Genomic DNA, 18540 nt, shown 5'->3' with positions numbered 1-18540 from the left:
ATGCTTGCAGCCAATTTGATCTCTTATGCCGTGCCCCCTTTGCGGGCCAGCGATAGTGGCGAAAAAGCCCTTAATTGGATGAGTGATTTCCATGTTCGACACCTCCCTATTGTAGAGGATCGACAGCTTTTGGGCATCCTTTCTGAGGATGAGCTACTCAACTTTAATGCACCAGAAGAAAGCATTTTGGAGAATGAGCCCATTTTGCTGCATAAGAGTGTAGAGCCTGGTCAGCACCTTTTTGAGGTGATGAAACTGATTGTAGACACCAATTTGACGGTGGTTCCTGTTTTGGACCAAGAACAAAATTATTTGGGTTTAATTACCTTAGAGAACTTGCTTCGGCATTTTGCTGAAACGGGAGCGATTTCTCATCCTGGGGGCATGTTGCTGGTCCGCATGCCTGCTCGTGATTACTCTTTGGCCGAGATTGCCCGTTTGATTGAAACGGAAAACTGCAAGGTTTTGAGTTGTTTTATTTCTTCGGCTCCAACAGATGCTCATTTAGAGTTGACGCTCAAGCTGAATCGGCAAGATCTTAAGCATGTGGTAGCGACTTTAGAGCGTTTTGGTTATGAGGTAGAATCCTTTTATGAATCAGAATATTTAGACGATTTGCGAGATCGTTATGAGGGGTTAATGCGTTACCTCAATATGTAAAAAAAGGGGAGCCGCTAGCGGCTCCCCTTTTTTTGGCCCAAACAACCTGATTGACCTTCTTAGCCGTTTGAGCGAAGATGGGGCAAATGGCCTAGCGATGTGCAGCAGTGGCCCGCAGGGCCAGACCTAGGCGGCTATGCCGCCGCAGGGCCGAGCGAGCAGCGAGCTGCGGAGCATAGCGGCGGCCAGCTTGCTGGACGCGGGCCCCTAAAAAATATCTAAATCAGCTTGTAGGCGAATCAGATCTTCAAAAGTTTCTCGCTCGCGGATGAGATAAGCCTTGCCTTCGTGCAAGAGGACCTCTGCAGGGCGGTAGCGAGAATTGTAATTGGAGGCCATAGAAAAGCAGTAGGCACCTGCATTTTTGAAGGCCAAAATATCGCCTTCTCGGACCTCGGCCAGTTTGCGGTTATAGCCAAAAGTATCGGTCTCGCAAATGTAGCCCACCACCGTATAAATTTTGGGTTTGCCCGTGGGGTTCGAGATATTGACAATCTCGTGATAGGCATCGTAGAACATGGGGCGGATAAGGTGGTTAAAGCCGCTATCTATACCGACAAAAATGGTAGAAATTGTTTGTTTAATCACATTAGCTTGGGCCAAAAAGCAGCCTGATTCGCTGACCAAATACTTTCCGGGTTCAAACATCAGGGTAAGTTCTCGGCCCAACTCCTCGCAAAGGGCATTAAAGCGTTGAGAAATCTCTTGGCCAAACTCCTGCATATCGGTTTCGATATCGCTTTCTTTGTACTTCACTTTAAAGCCACTGCCCAGATCTATATAGCGGAGCGTATCGAATTTGCGGGCAATATTGAAGAGAATATCGGCAGCCATAGAAAAGACCTCCACATTCAAAATATCGGAGCCCGTGTGCATGTGCACCCCTTCAATATTGAGCTTGAGGCTGCTTACAATTCGTTCGACCAGGGGCATTTGGTGGATAGAAATGCCAAATTTAGAGTCGATATGGCCCACAGAAATTTTTGCATTTCCACCAGCCATAATATGGGGGTTAATTCGGATACAAAAAGCTTGACCGGGATATTTGTGGCCCAAATACTCTAGCATTTCGATATTATCGATATTGAGTTTGACGCCTAGAGCGAGGGCGGCTTCTAGCTCCTCTGCACCTACTGAATTTGGGGTATAAATGATATCTTCGGGAGCGAAGCCAGCGGCCAAGCCCAACTTAATTTCTTGATAGGAAACGGCATCTAGTCCAGCGCCAAGGCTACGTAATAGCTTGAGGACCGTCAGGTTGCTTAGGGCCTTACAAGCATAGTTAATTTTAACGGAGGGGCAGGCGGATAGGGCTTGCTCCATCTTCAGATATTGAGATTTAATTTTTTCGCTATCATAGACAAATAGCGGGCTACCAAACTCTTGAACTAAATCTTCTAGGGCAACTTGGCCCAATTCGTAGCGCTCTAGCGCATCATTCCATTGCATAGGATTAGAAATAAATAGTGAATTAAAACAAAATGGGCGGCCTCCCGATTTGGAAGCCGCCCGTTTTGGAATCTTGTATACAGCCAATAGTCTACCGGCTGCCATCCTGATTGCTAGGCGGCTGCTGTGGTTTATCCTTAAGCTGTTTCTTAGTGGCCGGTGCGGCCTCTAAGTCGTCATAATCTTGATTGTAAATTTCATCTTGGTTAGTCATATCTTCACCTTCTTCATCAAAGGTATCGCCACGGCCAAACTGTGCATATTTAAGGCAATTCATTTCGCGGTCGATACGCTCTGGCTCGGCAAACCTGGCCTTAGTATCTAGCCCAAAGGCTTCATCTGCTTCTAGGTAACGAAGAACATTTTGGAAGATCGGGCGGGCCATACTTCCCCCTTGACCGTATTGTAGGCTACGAAAGCGAATAAAGCGATCATCGCAACCTACCCAAGTGCCAACCACAAGATTGGGCGTAATGCCCATAAACCAACCATCGGCTTGGAAGTTTGTAGTTCCTGTTTTTCCTCCATAAGTACTTTTGATGCCTTGGAAGCCGGGCGCTCCAGCTTGTACACTTTTGAGCATTTGGCTCATCACGTAGGCGCTTCCTTCTGTCAATACTTGTTGGGTGATTTGATCGGCAGAGTTATAGATGAGGTTACCGTGGCGGTCCTCAATACGCTCTACAAATACAGGTTCATTATACACCCCTTGATTAGCAAAGATGCAATAAGCGGCGGCCATTTCTAAAGGCGTTAAATCAGGTGTTCCCAAACAAATTGTTGGCGAAGCAGGCACTTTAGCGGTATCAATTCCCGCCTCATGCAAAAAGGATCTAAAGCGTTCGGTACTGCCCAAGTCTTTCATCAGTTGAGCAGAAACAGAGTTGAGTGACTGGCGAAGTGCTTGTGTTAGAGTTAGGCGCTGTCCGCTATATTTGCCATTGGCATTTTTTGGGGTCCAGTTTTTAATTAAGCCAAAATCGCCATAGCCTTTTTCAATCGTAATTTTTACATCTTCCACCTCATAGCAGGGCGAATAGCCTCTCAAATCAATGTTGAGTGCATAAAGAAAGGGCTTCATACTAGAGCCCACCTGACGGCCTGCTTTGGTATAGCTTTGTCCAGGACGTTGCTTGTTGGGATGAACATATAATCCCCCCATACTTACGTGATCGAGCTTAAAGTAGTGATGGTCAATCCCCCCTACCCAAGCTTTTACATGTCCTGTTTGCGGCTCTATAGAAACAGAACCCGTTTGTAAGAACATACGGTGATAGCGGATAGAATCTAGCGGACTCATCAAGGTATCCTTGGTTCCTGGCCCCCAATGTTCTCCATTTTTCTGATAGGCAAAAATGCGCATTTCTACAGGGGTCTGCATATACTTAAGCAGTTCCTGATATTCGCCTTTAATCGCTTCCCATTTGCCCGATTTGAGCAAATCTCGATAAAGAGCGACCTGCTTTTTAGTTGCATAACCCTCTTTTTCCCAACTAGCAAGAATGGCCTCGGCCTGTTCCTTTTTATTGCGTTTTTTATTGGCTCGCTCTAAGGTTTGCAAACGAGAAATATCAATATCTCGCAATTCATATTTTGCCGCGGTTTTAAGATAGTCCTCACGGACCGCCTGATAGCGCTCAGAGTTCCAAATTAAACGATCCAAGGCCCGCAAACGCAACTGGATTTCATCTTCTGTGTTTTTATGCGTTTTGTAGGTCCAAGGATTGTATTTGCTGTAGCCAATCGGCGGATCTACCATGTTCCAATCTTTCCAATGCTTAAATAGCTTTTCTTGATGCTGACTGAGGTGATCCCAAACAGCTTGCTCCGCATTGCGCTGGGCTCTAGAATCAATAGTGGTATAAATTTTCAAGCCATCGCGATAAACATCATAGGCTTCGCCATTGGGCTTGAGGTTTTCTGGTCGACTCAATACCTCCTTGACGTACTCCCGCAAATATTCGCGGAAATAGGTGGCCTGCCCCTCATTGTGGTTCAAGACCTGAAAGCTGCCCTTATTGATTTTTTCTTGGCGGTATTTATGATATTCGGCCTCTGTGATATGCCCCGCCATCTGCATATTTTTCAACACCACCTCTCGGCCTTTTAAGGCCTTTTCCATATCTCGGCGGTAATTGAATAATGCTGGATTTTTCAGCATCCGAACTAACATAGCCGCCTCTGGCACGCTCAGTTCACTAGGTCTTTTCTGAAAGTAAGTTTCAGCAGCCGAACGAATACCATGAGCATTATACAAGAAGTCAAACTCATTGAGATAATTCGTGATGATCTCTTTTTTGGTATAAGAACGCTCTAATTTCACAGCCGTCAACCACTCTTTGAGCTTCACCTGCAAAATGGTCCAAAGCCGCTCTACGGTCCCCATGCCTCGTGTATCTGGCCGCCCCACCAGCAGTTTAGACAACTGCTGCGAGATCGTACTTCCTCCTCCCGCATTCCGCTGCTGAAAAACGATGGTTTTGACCAACACCCGCGCCAAAGCCTCAGGATCAATGCCCGAATGGCTATAAAAACGAGCATCTTCTGTAGCCACCAAAGCATTGACCACCGCTGGCGCAATGCTATCATAAGTCACTAAGGTCCGATTCTCAATATAATACTTGCCCAAAAGCTCTCCATCACTACTATAGACCTCCGAGGCCAAACGCAACTGGGGATTCTCCAACTGATCAAAAGAAGGAAGCTGTGTAGAGAGATAAGCAAAAAGACTAAAGACAGAGACAAAGCCCAGCAAAAAAATACCCCAAACCCAACGCATAATGCGCTTGAAGCTTTTTTTGTGTTGCTGACGATAAGTCAACTCCGAAGCGGCCACTGCCGGTTTATTTTCTGATGACATAAGTAGTCCAATTTATTGGGGGAAAATACTTTGGGGCAAATATCGCCTTTTTTGTTCAATTTTTAAATAGGGGCCAAACTCCTTTTCATCTCCATGCAGTTTACTAACTTTGTGCTTTTATTTTGGGGCCTCCAAAGCAAAGCTAAGACGCTACCGAGGCTGCTTGTCGCGGCTCGCTGCTGTTTTTGGGCCTCCGCCTCGCTACGCTCGTCGGCGCTACGTTTCGCAGCTCGCTATTCGCTCGGCCCTTAGCCGCTTTCAGCGGCTCGGTCTGGCCCTGCGGGCCACTGCTGCACATCGCTAGGCCATTTGCCTCCCTTCGGTCGTCAAATTAAGGCGCTGCGCGCCTTGCTGGACCTCAATACGATTATGGACAAAATACTCATTATTCAACCCGCCTTTTTAGGCGACCTTATTCTGGCCACTGCCCTGATCGAAAAACTCAAGGCGTATTACCCTTCGTCCCAAATTGATCTCTTGATCCGCAAGGGCCAAGGCCGTATCCTCAAAGGCCATCCACATATTCATCAATTGCTAGAGCTAGATCGCAGCAATAAATGGCGCTCTATTCGGCAACTTTTGGCCCATATTCGGCCCCAAAACTACGATCTGGTCGTCAATTGCCACCGGCATTTTACTGCTGGCCTCTTAGCCAGCCTCTCTAAAGGGAAAAAAGTAGTAGGCTTTAAGAAAAATCCTTTTTCTTGGGCCTTTAACCAAGCAGAGGAGCATATTTGGGCCGAACAAGAGGTCTATAGAAACCATCGTCTAATTGCCGCTTTTACCGATAAAGAAGCCGCCATGCCCAAGCTCTACCCCAGCGCAGAAGATTGGGATTTTGTAGCAGAAAATTATGGGCAAAAGCCTTATATTACGATTTCGCCAGCCTCTTTGTGGGAGACCAAACGCCTGCCTTTAGCCGTTTGGGCCGAATTGATTCAACAATTGCCCAAATCACTCTATGTTTATATTTTAGGTGGCCCAGCCGATCGGGAACATGCTCAGGCTTTGGTCCAATTGGCCAGTCGCCCCAATTTGCACAATTTGGCGGGGCAGCACAGCTTTTTGCAAGATGTGGCCTTAATGAAAGGCGCAAAACTCAATTATGTATTAGATTCTGCGCCCTTGCACATTTGTTCGGCCATAGATGCGCCCGTAGCGGCTGTTTTTTGCTCTACCTCGCCCAGCTATGGTTTTGGCCCTTTGTCCAAAACGCAATTTATTATTCATCAGCAACCGGCTCCGGCCTGCTGGCCTTGTGGCTCGCATGGCTATACCGCCTGTCCCAAAGCCCATTTCAACTGTGGCCAAATTGCAGCAATGCCCCTCTTGGCTCCACTAAAACAGCTAGCCCATGAGTTATTTTAAGCCTTTTCCGATGCTCCAAAACGACCAACTACTTTTGCGTTATATGGAGGAAGAAGATGCCAGAGCGCTGTTTCAGTTGCGCTCCGATGCCGAGCAAATGCGCTATGTCAATCGGCCTTTGCATCAATCTGAAGCCGAAAGCTTGGCCCATATTGAAATGCTCCAAGAGCATATTGAAACGGGAAAAAGTATTAGTTGGGCCATTTCTTTGCCTGGGCACCCCAGAATGCTGGGGGCTATTTGCCTATTTAGCTTTTCGGATGACCGCAAAGAAGCAGAAGTCGGCTATGAACTACACCCCAACGTACAGCGACAAGGCCTAATGAAAGCCGCCTTAAAATTGGTCCTTGAATATGCCAATGAGCAATTGGGCTTGCGCTATGTTCATGCCCACACGCATCGAGATAATGAAGCCTCAAAGCGCTTGCTGGCCCATTATCAGTTTAGAATATTAGGCGCCTCTCCTATTGAGCAAGATAGCTTTTGGTACCGTAAGCAGTTGTAGCTGGCTGGCCTAGCGATGTGCAGCAGTGGCCCGCAGGGCCAGACCGAGCCGCTAAAAGCGGCGAAGGGCCGAGCGAATAGCGAGCTGCGGAACGTAGCGCCTGCCGCAGGCAGGAGGCCCCAAGAAATCAAAAAAAGAGCAAGAGATGAGCTATCAAGTATTAAAATTACCTCCTAGAGAAGAGCTAGAGACTATTCCCTTATTGAAAAAAGCCATTGAGGCCAACCGTGTATTAGCGGAACTAAAGGGAGTAACTGGAACACTGCCCAATGCTAGCATTCTAGTAGATAGTTTGATTTTAACAGAGGCCAAAGAAAGCTCTGCCGTGGAGAATATTGTTACCACTCATGATGCGCTTTATTCGGCTCGTTCTACACAAGAAGTAGCTAATTTGAGCACCAAAGAAGTATTAAATTATGCTTCGGCTCTAAAAATGGGTTTTGCTTTAATACAAGAGCAGGGTTTATTACTCAACCGTCACATCCTACAAATTCAGGAAGAATTGGAAGCCAATAATGCTGGGTTTCGGACACAGGCGGGCACTAGTTTGCGAGATGCTTACGGCAATTTAATCTACATGCCCCCTCAAGATGCAAAAGAGATAAAGGACCTGATGTCTAACTTAGAGGCCTATATCAATGAGCCCGAAATGGATCATTTAGACCCTTTAATAAAGATGGCCGTGATTCACTTTCAGTTTGAAAGTATTCATCCTTTTTATGATGGTAATGGGAGGACTGGGCGGATTATTAACATTTTATATCTATGTACCCAAGGACTTTTAGACTATCCTATTCTTTATCTCAGTAAATATATTATTGCTACAAAAGCTGCTTACTATGAACGCATACAAGCTGTTCGGGATCATGGTGACTGGGATTCTTGGGTGCTTTATATCTTAGAAGGTGTTATTCAAACCGCTAGAAGTACAATCCAAAATATTCAAGCCATATTAGGGCTAATGAAAGACTATAAAAATCAAGTTCAGGCTGCACTACCTAGAATATATAGCAAAGATCTGTTAGAGCATTTGTTTAAACATGTTTATACTAAGGTAGAACATTTACAATTAGCTATTGGAAAAAGTGAATCTACTGCTCGCAGGTACTTAGAGCAACTATTTGAGCTAGGCTTCCTGGAAAAAAGAGAGTATGCAAATAGTCATATTTATATTAACCCTAGACTTTTTAGTCTACTCACTAAGATTTAAACCTTATTTTCAGCCCCCTTCCTTCAAAAAGAGCGTTTTTTGACGGAAGAACAGCCCCCCTCCGTCAAAAAAGGCGTTTTTTGACGGAAGAACAGCCTCTACTTTTCAAAAAGAGCGTTTTTTGAAAGGGCCTATTATATTGACCTCTTAAAGCCGAATGAAATTGGCCAAGTCTAGTAAAAAGACCAAAGTGACGCCTTTAATGGCGCAATACAATGATTTTAAGCAAAAATATCCTGATGCGGTGCTGCTCTTTCGAGTAGGTGATTTTTATGAAACTTTTGGCAGCGATGCAGTGCTTGCCGCCAAAGTTTTGGGCATTACGCTGACGGCAAGGAACAATGGCTCTTCGAAGATTGAGCTAGCGGGTTTTCCGCATCATTCCTTAGATACTTATTTGCCCAAATTGGTGCGGGCAGGTTATCGGGTGGCGGTTTGCGACCAGCTGGAAAAGCCCTCTAAGCAAAATAAGATTGTAAAGCGGGGAGTTGTGGAGCTGGTTACGCCTGGTATTACCACCAACGATAATATTCTGGACCACAAAAGCAACAACTTTTTGGCGGCCCTGCACATTGGGCGCAAAGATCAGTTGGGTTTGGCTCTGCTCGATATTTCTACTGCTGAGTTTTTGGTGGTAGAGGGAAATACGAGCAGTATAGAGAAACTGCTGCAAAATTTTCAGCCCGCCGAGCTCATTTATGCCAAAAACCAGAAGAAAGAACTTTTGGAGCGTTTTGGCGAGCGTTATTATACTTATGGTATAGAAGATTGGGTATTTATGCCTGATTATAGCCGAGAAAAACTGCTGGAGCAATTTGAGGTAAGCTCCTTAAAAGGCTTTGGGATTGAGCAATTGGAAATGGCCCAAATTGCCGCGGGGGCTATTTTGCATTATGTACAAACCACCGAGAACAAAAATCTCAAGCATATTGTGCAGATTGCTCGGATTCCCACCGATCGCTATGTATGGATGGATAGTTTCACCATTCGCAACTTAGAGTTGGTGGGCAGCGCCTATAGTTCTGGCGTAAGTTTATTGGATGTCATGGACAAAACCATTTCGCCGATGGGGAGCCGTTTGCTCCGCAAATGGGTCTTGATGCCTCGTAAAGATATCAAGGCGGTGCAAAGTCGGCATGAGGTGGTCCAAGCCTTTATCGATCAGCCCAACTTGGCCCTAGTGATTGCGGAACAATTGCAGCAACTAGGCGATTTAGAACGCTTGGTGGCCAAAATTCCCCTAGGAAAAATCAACCCTAGAGAGGTACGCCAATTGCAGCGCTCTATTCTTGCTTTGGCCCCAATTAAAGAGGTTTTGGCCCAAGAACAACAGCCCCAATTGCAATCTATTGCCGAGCGCATGCAGCTTTGTCCCCTACTCTGCCAAAGAGTAGAGAATTGGCTAAAAGAAGATCCTGCGGTCAAAACGGATAAGGGCGGTTTTATTAGCCAGGGCGTGTCGGAAGAGCTAGATGAATTGCGCGATCTGATCGCCAATAGCCGCGAACACTTAGAACGCATTCGGGTGAAAGAAGCCAAAGAAACGGGCATCGATAAGCTCAAAATTGGCTTCAATAATGTTTTTGGCTACTACCTAGAAGTAACCAATCGCTATAAAGATAAGGACCTGATTCCCGATCATTGGGTGCGCAAACAAACCCTGACCAATTCTGAGCGCTACATTAGTGAGGAGCTGAAGAAGTTGGAGGGGAAAATCCTTTCTGCCGAAGAGAAAATTATTGCCTTAGAGCAAAAGCTATTTGGAGAATTGGTCTTTTTCCTCAATGATTATATCCGTCCAGTACAAACCAATGCCCAACTAGTGGCCCAATTGGATTGCCTGCATAGCTATCATCTTTTGGCCTTGGAGCAGAATTACTGCCGGCCCGAAATGCATGAGGGGCTCGAAATCGAGATTAAGGCGGGCCGTCATCCCGTGATTGAGCAACAACTCAAAGCGGGAGAACTTTATGTACCCAACGATATCTTTTTAGATAATGAGCGGCAGCAGATTTTAATGATTACTGGCCCAAATATGTCGGGTAAATCGGCCCTTTTGCGACAAACGGCCTTAATTTCCCTGATGGCCCAAATGGGCGCCTTTGTCCCTGCCGATAGCGCTAAATTGGGCATGATTGACCGCATTTTCACCCGAGTAGGCGCCTCCGATAATATCTCTTCGGGCGAGTCAACCTTTATGGTGGAAATGAACGAAACGGCCAGCATTCTCAATAATATCTCGAACCGCAGCCTCATTTTATTGGATGAAATTGGGCGGGGAACCAGCACCTATGACGGCATTTCTATTGCTTGGGCCATTGCCGAATATCTGCATAATAACCCCAATGCGCGGCCCAAAACGCTCTTTGCCACCCATTATCACGAGCTCAATGAGTTGGCCCAACAGTTTGACCGCATCAAGAATTTTCATGTGGCCACCAAAGAAGTCGGCAAAAAGGTCATCTTTTTGCGCAAGCTCAAGGCGGGCGGCTCCGAGCACAGCTTTGGGATTCATGTGGCCAAAATGGCGGGCATGCCGCCTCAGCTCATTTTGCGTGCCAGCGAAATTTTGGCCCAGCTCGAAGAGCAACGCTCGGCCCAAGAGGAAAAAGCCGAAAGTCTAGGCGACAAACTCAAGGCGGTCCAAAATGTACAGGCCATGCAGCTCAATATCTTTGATGCCGCTCCCGATCCCCGTTTCGAGAAAATGCGGGACTATGTAGAGGCCCTAGATCTCAATCGCATGACGCCCATTGAATCTATGCTCAAGCTACTGGAAATTAAAAAAATGCTAGGCGAGGAAGATAATTAGGAGTTGGGGCTGCCCCGCCCTACGGGCGGGTCGGGCCATTGCGCAGCTCGCAGGTCTGCTCGGCCCTTCGCCAGCAAGCTGGCTCGGTCTGGCCTGCGGCCACCCTCTCCATCCCTCAGCCAGCGGCACTATCGGGCCTACTAAACGCAGAAAGGCCCCAAAACCTTAGGTTTTGGGGCCTTTACATTTACTTTTTAGTCTTTAGGGCAAAGGTGGAAAATATCACATCCAGTTTGCGCATTTCGGGCCGTTTCTTTTGGCCAGGGGCATGAATAAAGCCATCGAGCAAAATGATTCGATTATTATCTGGATCGGGAATGAGATAGGTAACAAAAGGTCCTCCCATAAAATCATTGGCCATAAACCAAATCCCTCGAGCTTGTAGGGCTTCTCTTTGTCCAAAATCAATCTTTTCGTAATAAGTGGGCAAGTTCACATCATCAATTTGCATGTAAGAGCCTTCTTGCCAGCTAGAGAAATAATCCTTGGTCAATCGGTTGCGGATGGCCTTTAGGCTATCTGGACTCAAGGTGTTGGCTGCTGGATTTTCAATACTATAAATAAAGATATTGCTACTCACCTTATTGGTTTCTTTGCGCAACCAGCAGGCCACCGAATCTTGATGGGCTATTTTATAGCCTTTAGGAACACTAATACTGAGGTCCAATCCCTTGCTAATATCTGCTTCTATTTCTTCCGATTGGCCTGAAAAATAGATCTGTTTGACCAGTTTTTCGGTATCCTTTTCATGTAAAATATTGATTACCTTTTGGTAATCTCGGCAAACGGTTTCAAATAAGCTTTGGCGATCAGGAGCGAACCAAAAAATAACCGTTTGGTCCTTGGCCCAGCGATCGCGTTGCACGGCAATGCGGTAAGTCGGGTCACTAAATGCTTTTTGGACCTTTTTGTCGCCTAGCGCTTGGCGAACCAAATCAGTTCCAGCCTCATCCTCATCAGAAAGGTCAACTAGAATGACAATAGAGCGATGTGTTTTGAGGACCTTATTAAATTCTCGGCTCTCTACATGCCGCAGGTCCAAAATAGGCTCGGGTTGTGGCGTGATGGGATAAAGCGCCTCAAAATATTGGCGGACGCTATCTCCGATGGGCGATTTATCCCAAAGGTATTCATCACAAACAAAGTACATTTGGTCCACACTACCATAAGCAGTGGGCGTAACTTCCAAACGTTTGAGTTGGTCTTGTGAGCAGGAGCTCAACAAGAAAAGAGGAAGTGAAAGAAGACTGAGAAAGTAAAATATACGCATAGTTAAAGGCTATCTGTTTTAAGCTTATTGAAGATCTTGGCCAAGAGCCATTCACCTCAGTAGATGCAAGTTGGGCTTAGAATGGTTTGCGGCAAAGATAGCTATTCAAAGACAATTTTTGTTGTTGAATAGGAAGAGGCTGATTCGTCTAGGCGTAAAGGCTTAAAGCGGAGCTGCTCCATTTGGCCTAGCGATGCGGCGGGGTGGCCCGTAGGGCCAGACCCAGCCGGCGAAGCGCCGCAGGGCCGAGCAGACCTGCGAGCCCCAAAGCGTAGCGCCCGCCGCAGGCGGGAGGCCCAAAAAAATAGTCTGCAAAAGCAGACTATCATTATCGAATTAAGTTTTGCGTTTTTTCTTTTTAGCGGCAGGAAAAAGCACATTATTGAGGATCAATCGGTAGCCCTCTGAGTTGGGGTGTAGATTGAGGTCGGTGGCGGGATCATGCACAAAATGGCGGTAATCCTCGGGATCGTGGCCGCCATAAAAGCTAAAAAAGCCTTTTTGGAAAGTGCCGTGAATGTAGCGGGCCTCATTGGCTGCCTTATTTTCGCCAAGGACCAGCACATTTGACTTCAATTGTGTTTTTCGGAAGGCCGTCGTTTGGCCCATAAAGCCCTTAACGGTGCGGTTGTGGCATTGCGTGAGCATGCTGGGAACCGGGTCCCATTTGGCCGAGAACTCAAAGAGATTGAAGTAATCTTGTTTGTCTTGCACTCGGCGGGCGGGGGCCGTCATGGGCGAGGCATCGATAGTAGAATACTCGTATTTATAGGGATCTCGGACCAATTGAAAATCTTTGAAGGCAAAGGTTTTGCTAAAATCGAGTTTAGATTGGGCCTGAGGATCTGCGGGATCGCCATCATACATATGGTCGCAAATATCGACTCCCTCGGCGGCCAAAGCGATATCATAGGTATCGGTAGCCGAGCACATGGCAAACATAAAGCCGCCGCCAGCCACAAACTCTTGGATGCGTTTTACTACGGCCAATTTGAGTTGAGAAACCTTATTAAAGCCGTGTTTTTGGGCGAGATTTTCCATATTTCGGACATATTCTCGGTACCATTGCTGATTGTTATAGCTGGCGTAGAATTTTCCGTATTGGCCCGTAAAATCCTCGTGGTGGAGGTGCAGCCAATCGTATTCGGGCAATTTCATATCGAGCACCTCATCATCATAGACCAAATCGTAGGGGATTTCGGCATAAGTGAGGACCAAGGTCACCGCATCATCCCAGGGCTGAATTTCTTTTCCACGGGCATTTACGGTAGGGCTATAAACGGCAATTTTTGGGGGAACCTCTAGCTTCATGGCCTCCATATTGACCTCTGGATCGGCAATTTGGTTGAGGATATTATTGAATTTGGCTTCGGCCAAAATCTCAAAGCGCACCCCACGGGTAATGCACTCCTTTTTGAAGACATCAGAATAGGGAAAAGCAAAACTTCCGCCCCGATAGTTGAGCAGCCACCAAGCCTCCTGTTTTAGTTCTAAAACCTTATAGGTAATTCCATAGGCTTTTAGGTGATTGCTTTGGGCCTCATCCATAGGGAGCAGGATGTAACCTTGGGCCCGAAGGCCAAGGGCAGTGAGCCAAAAGCAAAGAATAAAAATGCTAGTACGCATAAGCAATTGTTTTTTAGAAAATACGACTTTTAGCAAGCTAAAAAAAGACCAAAGGGAGGCTTAACCTCCCTTTAAGAACTACAGCCAAGCTCGAATTTGATCGAGTGCGGCCTCTAAACTATCCACTTGGGGAATCCCATAGCGTTGGCAGACGATATCGACATTGCCTTTTCGCCAAAAGTCTTTGGGGCAATGAACAATGCTGCCCTTTTTTGGTCCAAACAAACCCAATTCCATTAAGGTAATTGGCGATTGGGTATGCGGCTCAAAGTGAAAAAGTCTAAAATCAGCCTCTTCTAAGCCCTTGAGTTCCCAATCTACCTGCGCCTTGAATTTAGGATGTTCAATGCTTTGTTCCCAACTGTTGTCCCAACCATCTCTGCGGGGATTCAGAATGAGCAAATCTTCTTTTAGCAGTTGATAGCCCACCCAAGATTGCCAATCTTGAGCTTTTCCCATATCTATACTCCCCGCCAAAAAAAGTAGCTTTTCCTGAGGTCCTTTTTCAAAGGAATAAGGCGGTTTAATAATTCTCATCTCTTAATTTTTGATATCAATGGGCGTAAGTTGATAGCCCTCTTTGCGCAATAAACGAATAACCCCATGTGGGCCACCCAAATGGGCCGCTCCCACCGCATAAAAACAAGCTTCTTTTTTAGAAAACTCTTTGATGAGGGGAATCCAGTTGTTGTTGCGCTTAATCAAAAGCTCTTCTTCAGAGTTTTCCATTTCTTCCATCTGCTCGCTGCTGCTCTCAATCAAACCATCTACATCGGCTTTTTTATAGAGTTCTACCAATTGAGCAAATTCTGTTTTTCCCGATTCATCGCCATTTTTCAAGCCTTTTACGCCTTCCAACAAAGCCTGAGCTTGATCTTTATACGGAATCTTTTCAAAGACATTCATTTGGTCCGCAATGGTCTCCAATCCCCCAAAACTCATGTTGCGTTTTTTGGCCATGGCCATCAATTCCATCTCATAGGCTTTGGTCGCGCCCTCAATCATATCTTGATACAGAAATGATTGCAACAACATCGGTTTCCAGCCCTCAATCATCGAAAAAGGCATCATCTTCAATTCTGGATTCGTCGCCTCTTCCGTAAAATAGGTTTTGATCAGTTCATAGTCTTCCGCAGGCAACAAATCTTTTAGCTTTTTGCCATCTTGCATGGGCGCCAAGCTCAACATTTGCATCCCCATTTGCATCATATTCGACATATCAATTTCTAAAACTAAGCGCTTGCTTTTATCCAAAGCCGCCTCCGCTTTTTCACTGAAACTATAGTCTTTTTCGCCAATCATGTGAATGGTCCCAAACAAATAAGAGGTTTTGATGCCCTTGCCCTTGATCTCCCAAAGCAAGGAGTTTTCTAGGCGCTGACTAGGATCAATTTGTACTTTTTCGGCCGTTTTGCAAGCCGTAGACAATAAAAATAGAAGGCTCAAACTCCAACTGAGCCATAATGCTGATGTTCTGTTTTGCATGAATGTTTTTTTTCTGTTGTTTTTGGGGCCTCCGCAGCAAAGCTGCGGCGCTACGCTTTGGGGCTCGCAGGTCTGCTCGGCCCTGCGCCGGCTTCGCCCGCTGGGTCTGGCCTTACGGCCACCCCGCCGCATCGCTAGGCCGGCGGGCGCTTCGCGCCCTTCTGGACCAAGCCCTTTATTTTCGGCCAAAATCGGCGGGGATTTCGCCCCAGTTTTCAGTATCCCATTTCAAAATAGGATTTTCATAGCTGTTGTTTTTTAGCCAATTTTCTGCCCGCTGAATGAGGACAAAAAGTTGTTTGGTTCTGGCATTTTGGACCAAATTCGTTTTCACTTTTTTGTTCCGCAACCAGCTCATTGCCGTTCGAGAATCAGTATAAATTGGCAAATTGGGCAATTCTTCTTTTTGCAGATAGGCCAAGCCATGCACTAGGGCCAAAAACTCCCCAATGTTGTTGGTCCCCAAAGCAAACTTCTGATGAAAAATGCGACGGCCCGTCTGCGTGTCTACGCCTTGGTATTCCATGACGCCAGGGTTGCCACTACAGGCCGCATCTACCGAAAGGCTATGCCAGACCACCTCCTTTTCCATCTCTGTAGAAGGTTGGCTGCTGCTCTTCTTTTTTCCGCTGCCTACTGCCGCCCAATAGTTTCCCGCCAAGGCTTCTTGGGCTTCGCTCAAACTCGTATAGCTTTTATACTTTGCTTGGGGATAGCCCTTGATTTGCGCTTCGCAATCAGCCCAAGAATTAAAAATTCCCGTTTCATGGCCTTCCCAAACGACATAATATTTCTTCTTGGCCATTTCCCCTTATTTTGAACGCAATTTGATAATGGGACAAATGATTTCCTCTAGAGAAATTCCCCCATGCTGAAAAGTATTGCTGTAATAATTATTGTAGTGGTTATAATTATTGGGATACAAGAAAAAGCGGTCGTTTTTGGCAAAGATAAAGGTAGAGCTCACATTCGGGCGAGGCAACTTACCATCTTCAGGTCGACGGATATCAAAGACATCTTTGCGGTCGTATTGTAAATTACGGCCCACCTTATAGCGCAGATTTGTAGTGGTTTCTCGGTCGCCCACCACCTTAGAAGGTTGATGCACCCGAATACTTCCGTGATCTGTGGCAATAAAGAGCTGCACATCTTGTTGGGCAATAGATTTGAGCGCCTCCCAAAGTGGAGAATGTTCAAACCAAGAGACCGTGAGCGAGCGGTAGGCTTTTTCATCTGCGGCCAACTCCTTGAGGATGTCCATTTCGGTCCGTGCATGCGATAGCATGTCGATGAAGTTATAGACAATACAGAAGAGGTCGTTATTTTGGATATAGTTGTGGATATTATCCACCAAATGTTTGCCGCCATCCATATTGGTCACCTTATAGTAGCCATATTGAATCGGCTTGCGAAACACCCGTTGAATTTGATGGCCCAAAAGCTCTGCTTCATGTAGGTTTTTGCCGCCTTTTTCGTTGTCATTTAGCCAAAGATCGGGATGGCGTTTGGCAATTTCACCAGGCATCATCCCACTGAAAATAGCATTGCGGCTATATTGAGTGGTCGTGGGCAAAATGCTGTAAAAGTAATCCTCTTCTTCTACCTTGAAATAGCGAGAAATAATGGGTTCAATCATTTTCCATTGATCAAAGCGGAGATTATCGAGCAGCAGGAAAACCGTAGGTCGGCTGCGGTCCACATCTGGAAAAACCATAGAGCGGAGCAGATCATGCGACATGACGGGAGGATTTTGCTCATTGTTGAGCCAATCCACATAATTGCGATCGATAAACTTAGAAAACTCCGCATTGGCCGAGTCTTTTTGCGAGGCCAAAATATCGGCCATGCTAGCCGTTTTAGAGGCATCTAGCTTGAGCTCCCAATAAATGATTTTTTTATAGACTTCGGCCCATTCGTGGGCATCCATGCTATTGTTAATCGCCATGAGGATATTGCGAAACTCCTGTTGGTATTTCATGCGAGTTTCTTCTTGGACTAGGCGGTCGCCATCTACCAATTTGCGTAGAGTAGACAGCACTTGCAATGGATTTACGGGTTTGAGCAGATAATCGCTAATTTTGGACCCAATAGCCTGTTCCATTACGTCTTCTGCTTCATTTTTAGTAATCATCACAACGGGCAGATGAGGAGCCATCTCCTTAATGCGGTCTAGGGTTTCTAGGCCAGTAAGGCCAGGCATACTCTCATCTAGAAAGACGATATCAAAATGGCCCATATTTTCAGAAATCTCTTCAATGGCATCATGGCCATTGGTCACGGGAACGACCTCGTAGCCCTTTTTTTCTAAAAACATGATTTGGGGCTTGAGCAATTTTTGCTCATCATCGGCCCAAAGGATTCTTATTGTACTCATAAATATGGAATGGCTTAATTTGTTGAACTCCAATAAAGGAAAATGGGGAAAGAAAGGAGCAATTGGCCTAGCGATGTGCAGCAGTGGCCCAAAGGGCCAGACCAAGGCGGCAAAGCCGCCGCAGGGCCGAGCGAATAGCGAGCTGCGAAACGTAGCGCCCGCCAAAGGCGGGAGGCCCCAAAACAGCAGCGAGCTGCGACAACTAGCCTCAAAGAGGCGCCAGTTCGACGAAGTAAACGACAACAAGGCCTTTAGGCCGCAGTTCGATGACCGAAGGGAATAAACGCCCGCCAAAAGCGGGAGCCCCCTCCTTATTTACCTTCTAACGGCCCCTAAGATAAGGAAGTTAGGAGAGTAGTCCGAAAAGAAGCGAAAAAAATAAAGGATATGTTTGTCTTTTATTAGAAAAGGTTTTAGATTTGAGCAGTCAAAAAAATAAGGATGGGCATTTTTTCTAAAAGTTGTGAATATGGTTTGCGGGCGGTAGTTTATGTTGCCGATGCCTCTGCGGAGGGCCGCAAAGTGGGAGTAAAAGAAGTGGCAGAAGAAATTGATTCTCCTGTGCATTTTTTGGCTAAGATTTTACAAAACCTTAGTAAACAAGGTATTTTATCTTCTACTAAGGGACCTGGAGGTGGTTTTTACATTGAAAAATCGGCTTTGGACCTCAGTTTGGCCAAGGTAGTAGAGGCCATAGATGGACGCAGTTTATTTGAGGGTTGTGCCATGGGGTTGAAAAAATGCTCGGCCAAAAAGCCTTGCCCCTTGCACAATGATTTTGGTTTTATTCGGAACAAAATTACTAAAATGCTGGAAAATCAGACCATTGGCGATTTTCGAGACAATTTATTAAAAATAGACTATTTTCTGGATACCTAGAAAATTGGCCGCTAGCCTTAGCGGTTTTTTTTGATCCAGTCT

General features: G+C 46.1%; 14 protein-coding genes. 6 read left to right on the top strand and 8 right to left on the bottom strand.

Features of this window, described 5'->3' with window-relative positions:
- On the top strand, positions 1-660 hold the full coding sequence (locus tag PPO43_RS08040) for a CBS domain-containing protein (RefSeq protein ID WP_272621298.1): 660 nt from the start codon (positions 1-3) through the stop codon (positions 658-660).
- A 207-nt stretch (positions 661-867) separates the two neighbouring features.
- On the opposite strand, the gene lysA is transcribed toward PPO43_RS08040, so the two are convergent.
- Both lysA and PPO43_RS08030 read right to left on the bottom strand, forming a co-directional pair.
- Positions 868-2109, bottom strand: coding sequence for a diaminopimelate decarboxylase (gene lysA, locus PPO43_RS08035; protein ID WP_272621297.1), 1242 nt, complete (start codon positions 2107-2109; stop codon positions 868-870).
- 91 nt (positions 2110-2200) lie between these two features.
- On the bottom strand, positions 2201-4969 hold the full coding sequence (locus tag PPO43_RS08030; protein WP_272621296.1) for a transglycosylase domain-containing protein: 2769 nt from the start codon (positions 4967-4969) through the stop codon (positions 2201-2203).
- Between the two features lie 369 nt (positions 4970-5338).
- On the opposite strand from PPO43_RS08030, the gene PPO43_RS08025 reads away from it, so the two are divergent.
- The 4 genes from PPO43_RS08025 (at position 5339) to mutS (ending at position 10864) form a co-directional block, all read left to right on the top strand.
- Positions 5339-6337 (top strand): glycosyltransferase family 9 protein, encoded by a 999-nt coding sequence (locus PPO43_RS08025; protein ID WP_272621295.1) that lies wholly within the window; start codon positions 5339-5341, stop codon positions 6335-6337.
- Positions 6324-6842 carry a GNAT family N-acetyltransferase gene (locus PPO43_RS08020; protein ID WP_272621294.1) on the top strand — a complete coding sequence of 173 codons (519 nt, stop codon included), beginning with the start codon at positions 6324-6326 and terminating at the stop codon, positions 6840-6842. Before PPO43_RS08025 ends, PPO43_RS08020 begins: the two co-directional genes overlap by 14 nt.
- Positions 6843-6987: 145 nt before the next feature.
- On the top strand, positions 6988-8052 hold the full coding sequence (locus PPO43_RS08015; protein ID WP_272621292.1) for a Fic family protein: 1065 nt from the start codon (positions 6988-6990) through the stop codon (positions 8050-8052).
- Positions 8053-8209: 157 nt separating this feature from the next.
- Positions 8210-10864 carry a DNA mismatch repair protein MutS gene (gene mutS, locus PPO43_RS08010; RefSeq protein WP_272621291.1) on the top strand — a complete coding sequence of 885 codons (2655 nt, stop codon included), beginning with the start codon at positions 8210-8212 and terminating at the stop codon, positions 10862-10864.
- Positions 10865-11051: 187 nt separating this feature from the next.
- Here the strand turns inward: mutS and PPO43_RS08005 are convergent, their stop codons facing one another.
- The 6 genes from PPO43_RS08005 to porX form a co-directional block, all read right to left on the bottom strand.
- The gene (locus PPO43_RS08005) at positions 11052-12134 is read right to left on the bottom strand and encodes a DUF4837 family protein (protein ID WP_272621290.1); all 1083 of its coding nucleotides are present in this window, start codon (positions 12132-12134) and stop codon (positions 11052-11054) included.
- Positions 12135-12470: 336 nt separating this feature from the next.
- Positions 12471-13760, bottom strand: a complete 1290-nt coding sequence (locus PPO43_RS08000) for an asparagine synthetase B (RefSeq protein WP_272621289.1) — start codon at positions 13758-13760, stop codon at positions 12471-12473.
- Between the two features lie 78 nt (positions 13761-13838).
- Positions 13839-14297: a nucleoside 2-deoxyribosyltransferase domain-containing protein gene (locus tag PPO43_RS07995; RefSeq protein WP_272621288.1), complete on the bottom strand. Its 459-nt coding sequence runs from the start codon at positions 14295-14297 to the stop codon at positions 13839-13841.
- Positions 14298-14300: 3 nt separating this feature from the next.
- On the bottom strand, positions 14301-15245 hold the full coding sequence (locus PPO43_RS07990; RefSeq protein WP_272621286.1) for a TraB/GumN family protein: 945 nt from the start codon (positions 15243-15245) through the stop codon (positions 14301-14303).
- A gap of 175 nt (positions 15246-15420) precedes the next feature.
- Positions 15421-16050 (bottom strand): ribonuclease H family protein, encoded by a 630-nt coding sequence (locus PPO43_RS07985; protein WP_272621285.1) that lies wholly within the window; start codon positions 16048-16050, stop codon positions 15421-15423.
- 6 nt (positions 16051-16056) lie between these two features.
- Positions 16057-17619, bottom strand: a complete 1563-nt coding sequence (gene porX / locus PPO43_RS07980) for a T9SS response regulator signal transducer PorX (RefSeq protein WP_272621284.1) — start codon at positions 17617-17619, stop codon at positions 16057-16059.
- 441 nt (positions 17620-18060) lie between these two features.
- Here porX and PPO43_RS07975 point away from each other — a divergent pair, with 441 nt between their 5' ends.
- Entirely contained in the window at positions 18061-18498 is a 438-nt protein-coding gene (locus PPO43_RS07975; protein WP_272621283.1) for an RrF2 family transcriptional regulator, read from the top strand.
- Positions 18499-18540: the final 42 nt, after the last annotated feature.

The organism is Saprospira sp. CCB-QB6, assembly GCF_028464065.1.
Lineage (GTDB): Bacteria > Bacteroidota > Bacteroidia > Chitinophagales > Saprospiraceae > Saprospira.
This window is presented reverse-complemented; position numbering and strand designations above follow the sequence as displayed.